Origin of the sequence: Shewanella sp. M-Br (assembly GCF_036245925.1) — a bacterium.
Classification (GTDB): domain Bacteria; phylum Pseudomonadota; class Gammaproteobacteria; order Enterobacterales; family Shewanellaceae; genus Shewanella; species Shewanella oncorhynchi.
The window spans coordinates 23161-41321 of the sequence record NZ_BJBV01000001.1; the positions used below are offsets into that span (position 1 = coordinate 23161).

14 protein-coding genes and 3 tRNA genes are annotated in these 18161 nt (G+C 45.0%); 6 read left to right on the forward strand and 11 right to left on the reverse strand.

Annotated features, from left to right (window positions below; all coding sequences use genetic code 11):
- Positions 1-100: 100 nt before the first annotated feature.
- From clpX to AAA952_RS00135, 6 genes are all read right to left on the reverse strand, one after another.
- Positions 101-1381, reverse strand: coding sequence for an ATP-dependent protease ATP-binding subunit ClpX (clpX, locus tag AAA952_RS00110; protein ID WP_028760467.1), 1281 nt, complete (start codon positions 1379-1381; stop codon positions 101-103).
- 84 nt (positions 1382-1465) lie between these two features.
- Positions 1466-2074 (reverse strand): ATP-dependent Clp endopeptidase proteolytic subunit ClpP, encoded by a 609-nt coding sequence (gene clpP / locus AAA952_RS00115; RefSeq protein ID WP_063883148.1) that lies wholly within the window; start codon positions 2072-2074, stop codon positions 1466-1468.
- 89 nt (positions 2075-2163) lie between these two features.
- Positions 2164-3468, reverse strand: coding sequence for a trigger factor (gene tig, locus AAA952_RS00120; protein ID WP_028760469.1), 1305 nt, complete (start codon positions 3466-3468; stop codon positions 2164-2166).
- A gap of 261 nt (positions 3469-3729) precedes the next feature.
- A tRNA-His gene (locus AAA952_RS00125) sits at positions 3730-3805 on the reverse strand.
- Between the two features lie 9 nt (positions 3806-3814).
- Positions 3815-3891: transfer RNA gene (locus AAA952_RS00130), tRNA-Arg, on the reverse strand.
- Positions 3892-4008: 117 nt separating this feature from the next.
- A tRNA-Pro gene (locus AAA952_RS00135) sits at positions 4009-4085 on the reverse strand.
- A gap of 364 nt (positions 4086-4449) precedes the next feature.
- On the opposite strand from AAA952_RS00135, the gene folD reads away from it, so the two are divergent.
- Entirely contained in the window at positions 4450-5304 is an 855-nt protein-coding gene (gene folD / locus AAA952_RS00140; protein WP_014610292.1) for a bifunctional methylenetetrahydrofolate dehydrogenase/methenyltetrahydrofolate cyclohydrolase FolD, read from the forward strand.
- Between the two features lie 106 nt (positions 5305-5410).
- On the opposite strand, the gene cysS is transcribed toward folD, so the two are convergent.
- Positions 5411-6790, reverse strand: coding sequence for a cysteine--tRNA ligase (gene cysS, locus AAA952_RS00145; protein WP_286992701.1), 1380 nt, complete (start codon positions 6788-6790; stop codon positions 5411-5413).
- A gap of 140 nt (positions 6791-6930) precedes the next feature.
- Here cysS and AAA952_RS00150 point away from each other — a divergent pair, with 140 nt between their 5' ends.
- A complete protein-coding gene (locus tag AAA952_RS00150; protein WP_105252937.1) occupies positions 6931-7425 on the forward strand; it encodes a peptidylprolyl isomerase in 495 nt (164 codons plus the stop codon).
- Between the two features lie 8 nt (positions 7426-7433).
- Positions 7434-8159, forward strand: a complete 726-nt coding sequence (locus AAA952_RS00155) for a UDP-2,3-diacylglucosamine diphosphatase (protein ID WP_105252938.1) — start codon at positions 7434-7436, stop codon at positions 8157-8159.
- Between the two features lie 167 nt (positions 8160-8326).
- On the opposite strand, the gene miaE is transcribed toward AAA952_RS00155, so the two are convergent.
- Complete coding sequence (miaE, locus tag AAA952_RS00160; RefSeq protein ID WP_105252939.1) at positions 8327-9097, reverse strand: tRNA isopentenyl-2-thiomethyl-A-37 hydroxylase MiaE; 771 nt, start codon at positions 9095-9097, stop codon at positions 8327-8329.
- Between the two features lie 283 nt (positions 9098-9380).
- Here miaE and AAA952_RS00165 point away from each other — a divergent pair, with 283 nt between their 5' ends.
- Positions 9381-9977 (forward strand): Yip1 family protein, encoded by a 597-nt coding sequence (locus AAA952_RS00165; protein WP_105252940.1) that lies wholly within the window; start codon positions 9381-9383, stop codon positions 9975-9977.
- Positions 9978-10157: 180 nt separating this feature from the next.
- On the opposite strand, the gene glnS is transcribed toward AAA952_RS00165, so the two are convergent.
- From glnS to AAA952_RS00180, 3 genes are all read right to left on the reverse strand, one after another.
- Positions 10158-11828: a glutamine--tRNA ligase gene (glnS, locus tag AAA952_RS00170; protein ID WP_105252941.1), complete on the reverse strand. Its 1671-nt coding sequence runs from the start codon at positions 11826-11828 to the stop codon at positions 10158-10160.
- 216 nt (positions 11829-12044) lie between these two features.
- The gene (gene feoB, locus AAA952_RS00175) at positions 12045-14339 is read right to left on the reverse strand and encodes a Fe(2+) transporter permease subunit FeoB (RefSeq protein WP_105252942.1); all 2295 of its coding nucleotides are present in this window, start codon (positions 14337-14339) and stop codon (positions 12045-12047) included.
- The gene (locus AAA952_RS00180; protein WP_028760477.1) at positions 14332-14571 is read right to left on the reverse strand and encodes a FeoA family protein; all 240 of its coding nucleotides are present in this window, start codon (positions 14569-14571) and stop codon (positions 14332-14334) included. The genes feoB and AAA952_RS00180 overlap by 8 nt, the downstream gene beginning before the upstream one ends.
- Before the next feature lie 440 nt (positions 14572-15011).
- On the opposite strand from AAA952_RS00180, the gene AAA952_RS00185 reads away from it, so the two are divergent.
- Together AAA952_RS00185 and AAA952_RS00190 are read left to right on the forward strand one after the other, a co-directional pair.
- On the forward strand, positions 15012-15971 hold the full coding sequence (locus AAA952_RS00185) for a DmsE family decaheme c-type cytochrome (RefSeq protein WP_338253367.1): 960 nt from the start codon (positions 15012-15014) through the stop codon (positions 15969-15971).
- A gap of 13 nt (positions 15972-15984) precedes the next feature.
- Positions 15985-18135 carry an MtrB/PioB family decaheme-associated outer membrane protein gene (locus tag AAA952_RS00190; protein ID WP_338253369.1) on the forward strand — a complete coding sequence of 717 codons (2151 nt, stop codon included), beginning with the start codon at positions 15985-15987 and terminating at the stop codon, positions 18133-18135.
- Positions 18136-18161: the final 26 nt, after the last annotated feature.

Consider the following 18161-nt stretch of genomic DNA (forward strand, 5'->3'; position numbering starts at 1 on the left):
ACTGGAGTATATTGGGACGCTTTATGGAGTTTCAATGGCTAATACGAAAAAAGGAGTCCATTGGACTCCTTGTTTTTCAGTTTATTAGCGATCAGTACAATTATTGTTCGCCTGATGCCACTTGGGCCTCATTGTGCTCGTAAATCAAGATTGGGGCAGATTCCCCTTTCACTACTGATTCATCCACAACGGCCTTCACCACACCGTCAACGGATGGAATATCGTACATGGTATCCAGCAGAATACTTTCAACGATGGAGCGTAGGCCACGGGCACCAGTCTTGCGAGACATGGCTTTGTGAGCAATCGCTTTAAGCGCATCTTCGCGGAACTCAAGCTCAACCCCTTCCATCTCAAATAACGCACTGTATTGCTTAGTTAGGGCATTTTTAGGTTGAGATAGAATTTGTACTAAAGCTTCTTCATCCAGCTCAGTCAGAGTCGCAACCACTGGTAGACGACCGATAAACTCAGGGATTAAACCGTATTTGACTAAATCGCCAGGTTCTACTTGCGATAACGTTTCAGAGATCGTCGCCTTCTCTTTCTCGCCTTTCACCTGTGCACCAAAACCGATACCCGAGCCAACGTGCGCACGTTGCTCAATCACTTTCTCAAGCCCTGCAAACGCACCACCACAGATAAACAGGATCTTAGAAGTATCGACTTGTAAGAATTCTTGCTGTGGATGCTTACGGCCACCTTGTGGTGGAACCGCGGCAACAGTGCCTTCAATCAACTTAAGCAGCGCTTGCTGTACACCCTCACCCGATACGTCACGGGTGATTGATGGATTGTCTGACTTACGGCTAATTTTATCGATTTCATCGATATAAACGATACCACGCTGCGCCTTCTCAACATCGTAGTCGCACTTTTGCAGCAACTTTTGAATGATGTTTTCAACGTCTTCACCCACATAACCCGCTTCAGTCAGCGTAGTAGCATCTGCCATAGTGAAAGGCACATTGAGTGAGCGCGCAAGGGTTTCAGCCAGTAGAGTTTTACCGCTACCCGTTGGACCGATAAGCAAAATATTACTCTTGCCCAGCTCGATGCCATCTTTAGGCGATGCATTTTTTAAACGCTTATAGTGGTTATACACTGCCACAGAAAGCACTTTTTTCGCTCTGTCTTGGCCAATAACATAATCGTCTAAATGTGCACGCAACTCATGTGGTGTCGGTAATTTATCGCTATCACGCTTTGGAGAGATTTCTTTAATCTCTTCACGAATGATGTCGTTACATAACTCAACACATTCGTCGCATACATACACTGATGGGCCAGCAATGAGTTTTCTGACTTCATGCTGGCTCTTTCCGCAAAAAGAGCAGTACAGCAATTTACCGCTGTCACCATTATTTTTGTTGTCGCCCATTAATTACCTCATTTGCAGTCTGCTCTACTGCCTGTCTTAAATTTGCTTAACTTTTACAAAGCATAGCTCAGTCAAAAGCAAAAATCAGCCGCGTTTCGTCATCACAGAGTCAACTAAGCCATATTCGACGGCTTGAGTTGCACTCATGAAGTTGTCACGATCAGTATCGCGTTCAATCACTTCGAGCGGCTGACCTGTGTGTTCAGCGAGCATTAGGTTAAGCTTATTTTTAATGCCTAAGATTTCTTTGGCATGAATAGCAATATCTGATGCTTGACCTTGGAAACCACCCAGCGGTTGATGGATCATCACGCGAGAGTTTGGTAAACAGTGACGCTTACCCTTCTCACCACCAGCTAACAAGAAAGCGCCCATACTAGCGGCTTGGCCGATACAGACAGTGCTAACATTCGGTTTGATAAACTGCATGGTATCATAAATCGCCATGCCTGCGGTGACAGAGCCACCAGGAGAGTTAATGTATAAAAAGATATCTTTATCTGGGCTTTCTGATTCTAAGAATAATAGTTGCGCCACGATAAGGTTTGCCATGTGTTCTTCAACTTGACCTACCAAAAAGATAATCCGCTCTTTCAACAAACGAGAATAAATATCGTATGAGCGTTCACCCTTAGCAGTCTGTTCGATCACCATAGGCACTAAAGCACTTTGTATGTCTGACGCATTATGCATTATTCACTTCCCTAAATAAAAATGGCTCGCATGAGGAGCCTCATACGAGCCATTATAAATGGCGAACAGCTAATCAAGTCAAGCTTAGCTTATGCGCGACCGGTAGCCTTGTTCATAAATTCTTCAAAAGCGACCTGTTTTTCGGTCACTTTGGCAGATTTCAACAGTGCTTCAACCGCTTGCTCTTCTAAAGCAACGTTGCGCATGTTTTGCATCAGCTCTTTGTTGCTGTTGTAATAAGCAACTACTTCACTTGGATCTTCGTAGGCTGAAGCCATAGAAGCGATCAAGCCTTGTACGCGTTCATCTTCCGCTTTCAGTTCGTTAGTCTTGATGACTTCGCCTAATAGCAGACCGATTTTAACACGACGTGCAGCTTGTTCAGTGAACAATTCAGCTGGCAGTTCTGGCATGTTAGCCGATTGGCCGCCAAAACGTTGCATGGCTTGTTGACGCAGAACGTTAACTTCGCCATCGATCAATGCTTTTGGCAAAGTGATATCGTTGTTAGCTAACAGACCATTGATCACTTGCTCTTTCACGTTAGCTTTTAACGCTTGCTCAAGTTCACGGTTCATGTTTTTACGGATTTCAGTTTTAAGGGCTTCTAAGCCGCCTTCGCTGATACCAAACAGAGCAGCAAACTCATCGTTTACTTCTGGCAGGTTAGCCGCTTGCACTTCTGTCAGCGTAATCGCGAACTTAGCCGCTTTACCTTTCAGGTTTTCAGCGTGATATTCTTCAGGGAAGTTCACGTCGATAACAAATTCTTCGCCCGCTTTGTGACCTAAGATACCTGCTTCAAAACCAGGGATCATACGGCCGCTACCTAATTGCAGTTCGAAATCATCAGCTTTGCCGCCTTCAAATTCTTCACCGTCAACTGAGCCAACAAAGTTCATTTTCACTTTGTCGCCATCAGCAGCTTCACGCTCAACAGCAGCGAAAGTCGCGTGTTGTTTACGTAAGGTTTCAATCATAGTGTCAACGTCAGCATCAGTCACTTCAGCTTTTGGCTGTTCTACTTCGATTGCATCTAAGCCTTTCAGCTCAACTTCTGGATAGATTTCAAAGGTAGCGATAAATTCGAATTTTTCGCCATCAGTAGAACCAGGAACAAAAGTCGGTGCACCCGCTGGGTTTAACTTCTCAGCAATAATTGCTTCGATGAAGTTACGTTGCATCACTTCACCCATGATGTCTTGACGAATCGCTGCGCCGTAACGTTTGTTTATAACAGTAACAGGCACTTTACCAGGACGGAAACCTGGGATACGAGCACGCTTAGCTTCACGTTGTAAACTGTCTTTAACCAGCTTTTCAATTTGTTCAGCAGGAACAGAAATGGTCAGGCGACGCTCTAGGCCTTGGGTTGCTTCAACAGAAACTTGCATTGTTTTACCTCGAAATTTGTCTAACGTCCTTTGTAATAGCCGATTCATCAACTATTCAGGTATTCGTTTCTTGATCATTAAATTTGACTACAATGCCCACCACAACTGGCTTTAGGCACAGGTCGCTCATAGTTGATATCTATCAAGACGCGACATTATAGCCACCGTTTTCTGCAGAGTCGAGCCTCAACAGCCGAATCTGGGGTATAAAAAAAGCGACACAAGGTCGCTTTTTTTAATTTGTACTCAAAGTACTAAAAATGGGGTGACTGATGGGGCTCGAACCCACGACAACCGGAATCACAATCCGGGACTCTACCAACTGAGCTACAATCACCACTGAAACTGGTACGCCCGGCAGGATTCGAACCTGCGACCACCCGCTTAGAAGGCGGGTGCTCTATCCAACTGAGCTACGGGCGCATGGTTTACAGAATTTTCTGTATCCTAACCGATTTGGAAAGCATTTATGCTAACCCTATCATTCGCCTATTTGAGTTCAAATTATTTTTGAATTCATCGAAGCAAACGACAATAAAGTGGTCGGTGATAGAGGATTCGAACCTCTGACCCTCTGGTCCCAAACCAGATGCGCTACCGGACTGCGCTAATCACCGAAGGTCTTACATTTTACTTGGTATCAACTCAGAGGGTTTCCTCTGGTCCGCTCTCATCCAAAATTTGGATGCACTATCGGACTGCGCTAATCACCGAAGGTGTTACATGACAGTTTCAGCGCAAGATGAACACATCTGCCTGAGAACGGAGCGCATCTTATCCCCTCACTTTACACCCGTCAACGATTTTTTTATCGTTCGACTCTAGGTGCTGAATTATCAGGCTAATCTGGTTTTTTTTATCCACTTGGCAACGGCTTTAACCATGACACAGTAGCTGTGCCCTGTTAAAATAGCCACGATTGCCAATCTCTGTGTTAACTACTGTTTTCACCATCGCCCATATAAAGGATATCCTACACCCATGACAGCCCAAATAATCGACGGCAAGGCGATTGCTCAATCCATCCGCACTAAGCTCAGCGAAAAAGTCACCGCCCGCAAAGAGGCTGGACAGCGCGTACCGGGTTTAGCCGTAATATTAGTGGGAGCCGATCCGGCATCACAAGTTTATGTTGGCAGTAAACGTAAGGCTTGTGAAGAAGTTGGATTTATTTCTCGTTCATACGATTTAGAAACAAACTGCACTGAAGATGAATTACTCAACCTGATTGATAGTCTTAATGATGATCCGACAATTGATGGCATCTTAGTGCAACTGCCATTACCCGCGCATATCGAAGACTCAAAAGTCATCGAGCGTATCCGCCCAGATAAAGACGTCGATGGATTTCACCCGTACAACGTCGGCCGTTTAGCCCAGCGTATTCCGGTGCTGCGCTCTTGTACCCCAATGGGCATAATGACACTCATCAAATCCACCGGCGTTGATACCTATGGTTTAGATGCTGTTGTGGTTGGCGCATCGAATATTGTCGGCCGCCCAATGACCTTAGAGTTGCTGCTGGCTGGCTGCACCACCACTACTTGCCACCGCTTCACTAAGAATCTTGAACAAAAAATCCGTCAGGCAGATCTCGTGGTCGTTGCAGTGGGTAAACCCGGCTTTATTCCTGGCGAGTGGATCAAGCCTGGCGCGATTGTAATAGATGTGGGTATTAACCGTTTAGATAACGGCACCTTAGTCGGCGATGTGCAATATGACATTGCTGCGCAAAATGCCAGCTTTATCACTCCAGTCCCCGGCGGTGTCGGCCCGATGACGATTGCAAGCCTATTAGAAAACACCTTATATGCCGCCGAGCAGTATCATGACTAGGTTCTAGGTTCTAGGTTCTAGGTTCTAGCAAGCATAAAAAAACCTGCATGATGCAGGTTTTTTATTTACTGAAGATTTTCTTGAATTAAAAATATAGCGAATAAGCTTATTTCTTACGCCAAGTGGTGCCACTTGGACCATCTTCAAGCACAACGCCCAAAATATCTAAACGATTACGCGCCACATCCGCAGCAGCCCAATCCTTTTCGGTACGAGCACGGTTACGCTCAACGATTAAGGCTTCGATTTCGGCCACTTCATCGTCACTACCGCCACCTTGAAAGAAGGCCTCTGGCTCTTGGCTTAATAGACCTAACACATCCGCTAATTGCTTCAAGGTGACTGCTAACGCAGATGCCTGTGCCATATCGGTCAGTTTTAAACGATTGATCTCACGCACCATATCAAATAGCACTGAGTAGGCTTCAGGTGTATTAAAGTCATCATCCATCGCCGCTTTAAACTTAGCAATAAACTCTTCAGCAGGCGCCGCAGCGACAGTCAAGTCGACATCTTTAATAGCGGTATACAAACGCTCTAAGGCTGAACGCGCTTGTTTCAAGTTATCTTCTGAATAGTTCAGTTGGCTACGATAATGACCAGATAATAAGAAATAACGCACAGTTTCAGCATCATAGTGACCAAGTACATCGCGAATGGTGAAGAAGTTGCCTAAGGACTTAGACATCTTTTCACGGTCAACCATCACCATGCCAGTGTGCATCCAATAGTTGACGTATGGCGTGTCATGGGCACAGCAAGACTGGGCGATTTCATTCTCATGATGTGGGAACTGTAAGTCAGAGCCGCCGCCATGAATATCAAAATGCAGACCTAAATGTTTGCTGTTCATGGCCGAACATTCGATATGCCAGCCAGGACGACCCGGTCCCCATGGGGATTCCCACGTTGGTTCGCCAGGTTTCGACATTTTCCACAACACAAAATCCATTGGATTTTGCTTGGTTTCGTCCACTTCAACCCGAGCACCGGCTTGCAGTTGATCTAAATTCTGGCCCGATAAACGGCCATAATCAGGATATGAGGCCACGCTGAAAAGCACATCACCATCGCTCGCCACATAGGCATGGCCACGGGCGAGTAATAACTCAACCATGTCGATGATTTCGGCAATATGAAGGGTCGCGCGCGGTTCAAAATCGGGACGCAACATATTTAAGGCATCGAAGTCTTGGTGCATTTCACCAATAAGACGCTCGGTTAAGGCTTCACAGCTTTCGTTATTCTCGTTAGCGCGCTTGATGATTTTGTCATCAACATCAGTAATATTGCGCTGAAAATTCACTTCATAACCCGCGTAACGCAGGTAGCGCACTATCATGTCGAAGGAAACAAAAGTACGGCCATGACCAATATGACAGAGATCGTATATGGTCACACCACACACGTACATCCCAATTTTTCCGGGATTAATTGGCTTAAATTCCTGTTTTTGGCGGGTAATACTGTTGTAAATCTTCAACATCGATATTCTCTTCAATGATACATTCAGGTGTAAAATCAAGGAGTCAGTCTATCACGGCCTGACAGGTTTTGAATACTGCACTTTGCGCGCAATCCGAGATAAGTTAGAATCGCGCCACTATTTACACAGAGTATGAAAACATGATCACATTACACACTAATTTGGGCGACATTAAACTGCAACTGAACGCTGAAAAAGCACCGTTAACAGTAGCAAACTTCATGAAATATGTTGACGAAGGTTTCTTCGACGGCACTATCTTCCACCGTGTGATAGACGGTTTCATGATCCAAGGTGGTGGCTTCAACGAAGACATGAGCCAAAAGCGTTGTAACGAGCCAGTGAAGAACGAAGCCAATAACGGTTTATCAAACCGTACTGGTACTGTCGCTATGGCGCGAACTTCAGATCCACATTCAGCTACTGCGCAGTTCTTCATTAACGTGAACGATAACACTTTCCTCGATTTTAAATCAGAAACCTCACAGGGCTGGGGCTACTGCGTATTCGGCGAAATCGTTGAAGGCATGGATGTTATCGAAAAAATCAAAGCCGTTAGCACTGGTAACCGTGGTATGCATCAAGATGTGCCATTAGAAGCCATTGTGATTGAAAAAGTCAGCGTCGCGGCATAATACGGCGAATGCGAACTCTATTTATAGGCGATCTACACCTAAGTGCAGATCGCCTTGATATCACCCAAGCGTTCACTCGCTTTCTCGACACTGAACTCGATGATGCCGACGCCCTTTATATCCTAGGCGATTTGTTTGAAGTCTGGGTTGGTGATGATATTGCCTTGCCTTTTGCCCTCGACATCGCCGAAAAACTCAAGCAAGTATCACAAAAGTTGCCAGTGTATTTTATCCATGGCAACCGTGACTTCATGCTAGGCAAACAATTTGCGCGCGCCGCAGGCATGCAAATTTTACCCGAAGTCACTCGCCTCAATTTATACGGTGTCGACACTGTAATTTTGCACGGCGACAGCTTATGTACTTTAGATAAGGCCTACCAACGCTTTCGAAAACTGCGCAGTTTATCGCTGTCTCGTTGGCTGTACGGTTGTTTATCCAAGAAAACCCGTCAGGGCATTGCTGATAAAATTCGCAGCAAGAGCAAGAACAGCAATAAGCAAAAAAGCTACACTATCATGGATGTAGAGCCCAATGCGGTCGATGTGTTATTTGCCAAGACACACACTAAGCATATGATCCACGGTCATACCCACAGACCAGCCATTCATCAACTTGCTAATGGCTGTAAGCGTATAGTGGTTGGCGATTGGTATGAACAAGGCAGTGTGCTCAGTGTGAGCGCTGAAGGGATTAATTTACAGTCCTTACCCTTCGACCCGATGATGACCTAAAGGCATTGGCTTAAGTAGGCCTCATTTAGCGTTACTTAAGCTTAAATAGCTTAAATCTTTAGCTTTAATAGCTTGAAAATACTGTGATTAACGGTTTTTTAGAACCGTTAATCGTTTCAGCTATATGGACTTAACTCTACTCGTTTGGGGAAGCAAAGCCGTTCAAATTAATTTAATAGAGGCGACCCACTGTGGAAACGAAACTCATCATCCTGCGCCAAAATCAACTCCGCTTCTAACTCGCCAAAGTACTTCACTCGCTCACTAATATCCTCAGGTGAAACCAACTGAGCTAACGCAAGATAATCTTGATAATGTCGCGCTTCAGAGCGCAGCAGTGACACATAAAACTTACTCAGCTCACCGTCTAAATAAGGCGCGAGTTTAGCGAAGCGCTCGCACGAGCGAGCCTCAATATATGCCCCTACAATCAACTTATCCCGCAAAATATCTTTCTCATGGGTTGTCACATGACTCATCATCCCCTTGGCATAACGACCCGCGCGAATATTGCGGTAATCAATACTGCGCTTGTGCATTAAATCCAATACTTGTTCAAAATGATGAAACTCTTCTTTAATCAAGCGGATTAAAGGTGAAACTAAATTCGCAGCAAACTTAAAGTTGGGCTTAGGTATAAGGTCAGTTACCAACTCATTCTTTTTCACATCACGGGCTAAAAAACTTTCCACATCATGTTCTTGCGAATAAATAAACTCTTCATAAGGTTTAGCCCACGCCAACAGAGCTCGACCACAGTCTTTATCTAACGCATATTTTCGTAGCAAAAAAATCGCTGTCTGAGCGGCTTTTAACTCACAGTTACAATGGTCGATCAGCAACTCATCCAAGGAATCTGATTTTATCGCGACATCAATCCAAGTTTGCGGTGTTTCACAGTGAAGAAATGCGTGGATGGGGGCAAGAAGTTGCAGCATGGACTCACTCAATATCATTCTGAATATCGCGCTATTTTACGCATATTTACTCATAAGCTATAGCATTAGGCTTAAGTAAACTTGACGCGCTGAACTTTTTGTTCAATAAATAATCTACACTCTAAAGAACTGAGATCCTGATCACACAGCCTCTCACTTCTCTATGTGTAACCAATCGATGGATAAAGAGACAGGACACCATTTTAACCTCGATTGTAGAGCTGTTATCAGCTCGTCTGACGTTTGGCGAGCCATTCATCAATGCTGAACAAGGATAATTATAATGATACTGAATCACTTAATGGGGCTATACACTCATCCAAAACAAGAGTGGCAAACAATTGAAAAAAACCATGAGGCACTGAAAAGTAGCTTAAGCCATGTAGTTCTTATCGCCTTAATTCCGGCGGTGTGCAGCTATATAGCTACGGCTTACATTGGCTGGAATCCTGGCGCTGGCGATCCTATTTACCTTACACCACAAAGTGCCCTGTTTATGTCCGCAGGCATGTATTTAGGCCTAATTGCAGGCGTATTCGCCCTTGCCTATTTAGCCTATTGGATGGCAAAAACCTTCGATGCTAACCCAACTTACACCCAAGCATTAGAGCTCGCGTCCTACACTGCAACCCCGTTGTTTATGGTCGGTTTAGCCGCATTATATCCAGTGCTATGGTTTATCATGATAGTGGGGTTGATTGGTTTAGCCTACTCAGTGTATTTACTGTACGCGGGGGTCCCTATCATTATGAATATCCCCGAAGAGAAAGGTTTTATCTACGCCAGCTCTATGGTGACTGCTGGCTTAGTACTCTTGGTGGGGCTAATGGCAACTAGTGTCATTTTATGGAGCTTAGGCTTTGGTCCTATGTACCAATAACCACTTTAATTCATCACAAATTTAATCAACAGCAACTCAAGCTCTGCATAGCAATTGAATTTTTAGCAGAAAATAAAAAAGAAGGCTGTCAAGGCCTTCTTTTTTGAGTTGAATTAACGCTCTGAGCGAGTTAGCAGATCTGTTTGACTCATTCAGTCAAACAGATCCACTTAAGCAAAATCACTCGAAAGAATCACGCAGCGCTACGGTTAAGTTAAACACTAAATTATCCGGCGATGAATCTTTACTGTCAGCGCAGAAATAGCCTTCACGCTCAAACTGATAGGCTTGTTCCGCAGGTGCATTCACTAAGCTTGCTTCTGCAAAACCTTGTACAACGATCAATGATTCAGGGTTCAACACCTCATCCACAGTCTCTGCCGCAGCAGGATTAGGATCGGTAAATAAACGCTGATAGAGACGGAATTCAGCAGGCTTGGCTGTAGATGCCTCAACCCAATGGATCACGCCTTTAACTTTACGGCCATCAGCAGGGTTTTTACCTAAAGTTTCAGGATCATAAGTACAGTAAACCGTCATGATATTACCTTCGCTGTCTTTGTCACAACGTTCAGCTTTAATCACATAAGCATTACGTAAACGCACTTCTTTACCTGTAACTAAGCGTTTGTATTGTTTGTTGGCTTCTTCTTTAAAGTCAGCCACATCAATCAATATTTCTCGGCCAAAGGCTAATTCACGCGTCCCCATGCTCTCATCATTTGGATGAGCGGCCGCTTGAATGTACTCAAGTTCACCTTCAGCATAGTTTTCAATGATGACTTTCAATGGACGCAATACGGCCATCGCACGCGGTGCATGTTCGTTCAATTCTTCACGAATACACGCATCTAACATGCCGACTTCAATCATATTCTCTTGCTTAGTCACGCCGATACGTTGACAGAACTCGCGAATTGACGCCGGTGTATAACCACGGCGACGTAAGCCTGCAATCGTTGGCATACGTGGGTCATCCCAACCTGACACGAGTTTACGGGTCACAAGGTCATTCAGTTTACGTTTAGACATCAAGGTATATTCGAGATTTAAGCGTGAAAACTCGTATTGACGAGTACGATTCGGCGCTTGAAAGTCGTTCAAATTATCCAACACCCAATCGTATAAACGACGGTTGTCTTGGAACTCTAATGTACATAAAGAGTGGGTAATATGTTCTAACGCATCAGAAATACAGTGCGTGAAGTCGTACATTGGGTAAATGCACCACTTGTCACCTGTTTGATGATGATGGGCAAAACGAATACGGTAGATGATAGGATCGCGCATACACATGAATGGCGATGCCATATCAATTTTGGCACGCAATGCGCACTCGCCTTCTTTAAAACCACCGTCGCGCATCTTAGCGAATAAGGCGAGGTTTTCTTCGACTGATGTGTCGCGGAAAGGACTGTTTTTACCTGGCTCTTTTAACGTACCACGGTATTCACGGGTTTCATCTGCATTCAAAAAACACACATAAGCCAAACCTTTATTAATCAGTTCAACCGCATATTGATGTAACTGATCAAAATAGTTTGATGAATAGCGAACGTCACCATCCCACTGGAATCCAAGCCAACGCACATCCGCCTGAATAGAATTCACATAATCAATGTCTTCTTTTTCAGGATTAGTATCGTCAAAACGTAAATTACACAGACCGTTATAGTCTCGCGCTATCCCAAAATTTAAGCAGATAGATTTAGCATGACCAATATGAAGATAGCCATTCGGTTCCGGCGGGAAACGAGTCTGTACACTCGTGTGCTTACCGCTTTGTAAATCTTCATCTATGATATTACGAATAAAGTTACTCGGACGTACTTCAGTGTCCACATGACTCATGGAATTCCTCTTTGCGAACAATGGCAATTTTAAGAAAACCAGCATGATCCTACAGATCACCACTAGTTACAATGCCTAGGGTTAAAAACTCTGGTTTTTGACTGTTTGGGGTTATAACCGCGATAGTAAAACAATAAAAGCAGCCATGAAAGCTGCTTTTATCTTTGACCTAACTAAGCTGACATTTATTATTCAGTGACGCCGACTCAGTAAATCTTACTCGGTGATAATGCGGATCCCAGGAATAATCTGCTGACTTCTTTTACCCTTACGTTTCAACCACAGATAAAAAGCGGCTAATGCAAACAAGAAGAAACCAATCCACAGACTTGATTGAACTGGGTGCTGCGTAAAGGTAGCGGCTTGATAAACTACCGTTGCAGAACCATAAGCCAGTGAGAAAGTCCACGTTGCCGCGAACGTCGCCCACCGAGAACCAAACTCATGCACTAAGGCGCCCATTGCCGCAACACAAGGAGTATAAAGTAAGATAAACAGCAAATAGGAGAAAGCCGCAACTTTACCACTAAAACCTGCTTGTAAAGCACCGAAAGTCGATGTCGCAACACCTTGTTCTTCAGCAACGGTTTCTTTATTGGTTAAATCACCGACCGACAGTTTAAGCGGATCTTCAAGATCTAAACCAAACAAGTTAGCTGGAATCGTTGCCAGAGCCGCATTAAAGCTTTCGCTCAATGGTGCAAGTTCTTCATCTGTCGGCGCCGCGCTGCTATATAGACTGTTTAAAGTACCAACAACCGCTTCTTTAGCGAAAATACCCGTGATAATACCGACGGTTGCAGGCCAGTTATCCTGCTCTATGCCCATAGGCGAGAAGATAGGTGTGATTTTTTGACTCGCGACACTCAGCAAAGATGCTTGGCTATCTTCATGGCCAAATGTGCCATCAACACCAATAGCATTGATGAAGTTCAATAAGGTCACGACTAGAACAATCGTTTTACCTGCGCCTAAAATAAAACTCTTAGTGCGTTTACCTGTACGAACCATAACAGCTTTCAGCTTAGGTAGTTCATAACTTGGTAGCTCCATCACCACAGCACTACTGCTGCCGGGTAATAAAGTGCTTCTGAGTAATAAACCCGTACCGATAGCGGCAAAGATACCAATAATATACAGCAAGAAGACTAAATTCTGACCTGAATCGGGGAAGAAAGCAGCCGCAAATAGTGCATAAACCGGAAGACGTGCACCACAGGACATAAATGGTGCCATCATCCCTGTCACAATACGCTCACGCTCACTGCCTAAGGTTCGCGTCGCCATAATTGCAGGCACAGAACAACCAAAACCGACAATCATAGGAACGAATGCTTTACCAGGCAGGCCAATACGACGCATTAAACCGTCAACCACAAATGCAGCGCGCGCCATGTAGCCAGAACTTTCGAGGATCGACAAACCGAGGAAAAGCGCCGCAATAACAGGAATAAAGGTTGATACGGTTTGAATGCCTTGGCCGACACCGCCCGCTAAGATAGTGACCAACCAAGCCGGAGAGCCCATGCTCGTCAAGAATGAACCGAAGTGATCGACAAACAGTGCGCCAGCAAAAACATCAAAGAAATCAATAAAAGCACTGCCAATATTAATGCTGAACATAAACATCAAATACATCACAAACAAGAACACAGGAATGCCAAGCACAGGATGTAAAACGAGTTTATCTAATTTGTCACTGAGGGTGAGGAACCCTGACTCTTTCACTGAACCTTGAAAGACTTGTTCAACGAAATTAAAGCGCGTGGTCGCCACCATCACTTCAATATCATGGCCTTGCTGAGCAATAATCTGAGTACAGGAATTCACTTCATCCTGCAGTTCAGCATTTTTACAGCTACCACAACCTGAACCATTACCTAGCATAGCCAAAGCGCGGCCGCGACTTAATTGGGCATCTTTGCTGCAGAGTAACTGCACGCCCGCTTCAATTTGTTCATCATAATGAAGCACTAATGGGGCTTCTGAGACTCGGCCTTGAAGTAAATCGAGTACCTGTGCCTGCACTTTAGCGACATCGGCAGGATCTCGCGAACACACGCCAATCACAGGGCAACCCAGCTCTTGGCTCATTTTCTTTAAATCGACTTTAATCCCACGTTTGACAGCCGAATCAATTTTATTCAGCACCACTACCATAGGGATAGCGAGTTCACGCAATTGGGCTGTGAGATATAAGTGACGTTCGATATTAGTGGCATCGACTAAATTGATAATGCCATCGACACGTTGCTCGGCAAGGTATTGCTGCGCAATTTGCTCATCAAGTGAACAATCGCAACTATTGCCCGCAGGGAGAAGGTCGTAAATACCCGGTAAGTCTGTCAGATAGACGTCAGCACCGTTTAAGGTGAAATGACCAGTCTTTTTTTCGACCGTAACACCAGACCAGTTACCCACTTGTTGATTTGCGCCTGTTAGCGCGTTAAAGAGTGTAGATTTACCCGCGTTAGGGTTTCCTACTGTGACGCAATGAAACTGCTTAGCCATTCGTCTTTTCCACCTCAATGATGTCTGCCAAATCTCTGCGCATACAAAGTTTACTACCACGAATATCCAGTTCGAGACCAGAACCCATAGGTGCGTATCGGATCAATAAAAAACGCGTATTTGGCGTGATCCCCATGGACAACAACTTGCGCTTCACGGTTTGTGGCAGCGCCAAACGCCCCACTTCAGAAATAAGACCGCGATCGCCGGGACTGAGTTCGCTTAACTTCATTACGTATTCCACCTTGCAACAGGTTCAGCTCGAAAAACTGCGCCCATTGTAACCGAGCGATGACACTAATAACTTTACCTAGATCAAGATTTTTGATTGGTAACGATAATAGTTTTCAATTGTGTTGGGTATTATGTGATAAAAATTCCAATGAATAAACGACCAACCGAAAATAAAAATCCGCACCTTAGCATTAGTGACTATCAAGCGATGCACAGAAGTCAAAACGCTGTAAACAAATCCCACCCGAAGCAAGTGTGATCAAAATCACACTTAATCTATATTGCCTGTAAAATCATCCCTCTTTACAGTGAAAAGACCCCGCAATGTTAAGCACGTGTCACACACTTGTTCTAATATTAACCGAGTTCAATAAGCTAAATTAGCAATGTCGAAAGCGTAAAAATAACAAATATAAATGCACTCGGGAAAACATAACCATGGAAATAGGGCTAAAGTTCAGAAGCATAGCTAAGGCTATGCTATGTATTTTGTTATCTATCGCGAGCGTTTCGGCCTCAGCGACCCCTTGGGATGACAAAAAACCAGAAGAAGTTGTTGCGACATTAGACAAAAAATTCGCCGAAGGTAAGTATTCCGCTAAAGGCGCTGATACTTGCCTGATGTGCCACAAAAAAAGTGCCGTGGTGATGGCAATATTTGAGGGGGTTCATGGCAACCCCAATGTGAAAGATTCACCCATGGCCGATTTGCAGTGCGAAGCCTGCCACGGCCCGTTAGGGAATCATAATAAAGGTGGCAAAGAGCCGATGATCACCTTTGGCGCAAACTCCCCTGTTCCCGCGCAAAAGCAAAACAGTGTCTGTATGAGTTGCCACAATGACAGTCAACGTACCGCATGGAAAGGCAATCACCACGATAACGCCGATGTCGCCTGTAGCAACTGCCATCAAGTGCATACCGCAAAAGATCCTATCAGCGATAAAGCCAATGAAGTCACCATTTGTACCCAGTGCCATACCCAACAAAAAGCCGATATGCACAAGCGCTCGGCGCATCCATTACAGTGGCAACAAATGGTGTGCAGTGACTGCCATAATCCCCACGGCAGTTTAAACGATTCAAGCTTGAAGCAAATGAGTGTTAATGAAAATTGCTATAGCTGTCATGCCGAAAAACGCGGCCCTAAACTGTGGGAACATGCCCCCGTCACCGACAACTGCGCTAATTGCCATAATCCCCACGGCAGCGTGAACGAAGCCATGCTGATCAGCAAACCGCCACAACTGTGTCAGCAGTGCCACGCTTCGGATGGCCATAGCAGTAATGCCTATTTTGGCAATCAAACCAATGCCTTCACTTCAAGTAACTCCTGTATGAATTGCCACGGGCAAGTGCATGGTTCTAACCATCCTTCTGGCAAATTACTGCAGAGATAACAAGGGAATGATCATGCGAACAGCTAAAATGTCTCACCCTAGCGCTTATTTCTCCCTCACTTTGCTGGCTTGGGCGATAAGCGGTGTTTTGACTCAAGCACACGCCGAAGGTTATGAGCTGCAAGAAGCGAATCGAAGTAGCATAAAGACAGAGGCATGGAGCTGTAAGCAATGCCAACCTAAGACAGGGTATATTGGCAATGTCAGTGCCAGCCTCGCTTACAACGATAGTGAGGACAGCCGTTTCGGTAACAGTACTGGGACAGATAACGAGGGTCTCGTTGGCGCCGTCGGTGCGGATATGATGTACAAAACACCGTCGGGTTATCAAACCGAGCTGGTCGCGGATAAGTTAGGTTTTGATGCGGGCTCTGCCATGCTCACAACGGGAAGGCTGGGAAACTATCAAATCAACTTGGGTTATAGAGGCTTAGCAAACTATAACCATAATCAACTCAAAAGCCCCTATACCTCAGCGCAAGATAAAATGTTATTGCCCGATAACTGGATAACAGGCGGCACAACGCAATCTATGCTTATGTTACAGAGCAGCCTTGTTAGCCAAGATTTAAGTATTCAACGTGATCGCTTTAGTATCGGTGGTTACTACGCTGGCAAAATATCACCTGAAGGTGACAATAACAGTCACTACAAAGCCTCGCTAAACTATCAGCATGAAGACCGCAGCGGCGCCAAAAAGACCAGCGCCAATATACTCACCAATAGCGTTATGCTAGCCCAACCAATTGATGACAGTACTGATGAAGTCGATGCGAGAGTTTATTTTAACGGTTCAGGCTGGCAAGCAGGCATCAATAGCCAAATCAGCCAATATAAAAATGATCACCAAGCCATGCTGTGGCAGTCTGCCTACACTCCCACCTTTGGTGCAGCATACCTAGGTCAGAATGCGGTCGACCCCGACAATAAAGCCTACCGAGTTGCCGCAGAAGCCTCAGGGGGAGCAAATGGTCAAAATGTATTGATGCACGCAGGCTTTAGCCGTATGACCCAAGATGACACCTTTATTCCTGCCACCATCAATGGCCCATCGCCCGTCCTGCCTGCGGATACCTTAAATGGCCAAGTTGATATTGTAGAGATGGACCTTAAATATTCAGGACGGATCAACCAAGATTTAAGCATGCAGGCAAGCTACAGCTATCAAGACAGAGATAATAAAACGGCTCAATTAGACTTTCCGCAGATCGTCACCGACAGTATTTATCAAGGCACAGCCCAAAATAGCCTTTATGATAAGCGCACCAAAAAACTCGAACTCAAAAGTAAATACCGTTTTACCTCAGCGGCTTATGCCGAAGCGGGTTACAGCCATAATGAAAACGATTATGCCGAACTCGACCGCCAATCCGTCGACGAGTCCGGCGTGTTTGCTAAACTAAGTTATCGCTATTCGCCCGCATGGTCAGCTTGGTTGAAAGGAGAAGCACTAGAGCGAGATGGCGGTGAATATCATCCCGTCGCAACCACTCAAAGTTCAAGTAATCCTTGGCTACGTAAATCCTACCTTGCCGATAGAAAAAGACAGAAAGTCACCTTACACACGGATTATCAAACTGATATGGGCGTCTCGCTGGGCGCCAGCTTGCACAGTGTCGATGACGACTATCATCATACCCTAGTAGGTCTAACTCAGGTGTCCTATCTCGGTTACGACTTGTCAGCCCAATATATGCTGAGCAGTGACCTCAATTTAACCGCCTTTGTTAACCAAGATTGGCGCGATTCAGACCAAGCGGGCAGTAATTCCTTCTCGACACCAGATTGGTACAGCACTGCCGAGGAAAAATCGACCTTGATTGGTGCAGGGCTTAGTTATCAAAACCTGTTCGATCATCACCTCGATATTGGTTTGGATTACAGCTATTCCGATGGACAGAGTGATACAGAAGTGACCTACGGCATCACCAGTCCCTATGGCGATTTTTACGCCCGCAAACACAATATTAATGCCTACGCCAAATATAAGTTTGCCGACAGTATGTCGCTGCGCGTCGATTGGTTATTTGAAAAATATCAAGATGCTAACTGGCAAAACCAAGGCACAAGCTGGGACACGATTCCTAACGTACTCAGTTTTGGTGATATGGGCCACGACTACAACGCTCACTACTTAGGCTTGACCTTAAGCTACCAAATGTAACTTAGGCACTGACAGCGCATTCCAAG

Bases quoted from the DNA above. Each gene is read 5' to 3' on its own strand.
- clpX (WP_028760467.1), bottom strand. From the start codon at position 1,381: ATGGGCGACAACAAAAATAATGGTGACAGCGGTAAATTGCTGTACTGC.
- clpP (WP_063883148.1), bottom strand. From the start codon at position 2,074: ATGCATAATGCGTCAGACATACAAAGTGCTTTAGTGCCTATGGTGATC.
- tig (WP_028760469.1), bottom strand. From the start codon at position 3,468: ATGCAAGTTTCTGTTGAAGCAACCCAAGGCCTAGAGCGTCGCCTGACC.
- folD (WP_014610292.1), top strand. From the start codon at position 4,450: ATGACAGCCCAAATAATCGACGGCAAGGCGATTGCTCAATCCATCCGC.
- cysS (WP_286992701.1), bottom strand. From the start codon at position 6,790: ATGTTGAAGATTTACAACAGTATTACCCGCCAAAAACAGGAATTTAAG.
- AAA952_RS00150 (WP_105252937.1), top strand. From the start codon at position 6,931: ATGATCACATTACACACTAATTTGGGCGACATTAAACTGCAACTGAAC.
- AAA952_RS00155 (WP_105252938.1), top strand. From the start codon at position 7,434: ATGCGAACTCTATTTATAGGCGATCTACACCTAAGTGCAGATCGCCTT.
- miaE (WP_105252939.1), bottom strand. From the start codon at position 9,097: ATGCTGCAACTTCTTGCCCCCATCCACGCATTTCTTCACTGTGAAACA.
- AAA952_RS00165 (WP_105252940.1), top strand. From the start codon at position 9,381: ATGATACTGAATCACTTAATGGGGCTATACACTCATCCAAAACAAGAG.
- glnS (WP_105252941.1), bottom strand. From the start codon at position 11,828: ATGAGTCATGTGGACACTGAAGTACGTCCGAGTAACTTTATTCGTAAT.
- feoB (WP_105252942.1), bottom strand. From the start codon at position 14,339: ATGGCTAAGCAGTTTCATTGCGTCACAGTAGGAAACCCTAACGCGGGT.
- AAA952_RS00180 (WP_028760477.1), bottom strand. From the start codon at position 14,571: ATGAAGTTAAGCGAACTCAGTCCCGGCGATCGCGGTCTTATTTCTGAA.
- AAA952_RS00185 (WP_338253367.1), top strand. From the start codon at position 15,012: ATGGAAATAGGGCTAAAGTTCAGAAGCATAGCTAAGGCTATGCTATGT.
- AAA952_RS00190 (WP_338253369.1), top strand. From the start codon at position 15,985: ATGCGAACAGCTAAAATGTCTCACCCTAGCGCTTATTTCTCCCTCACT.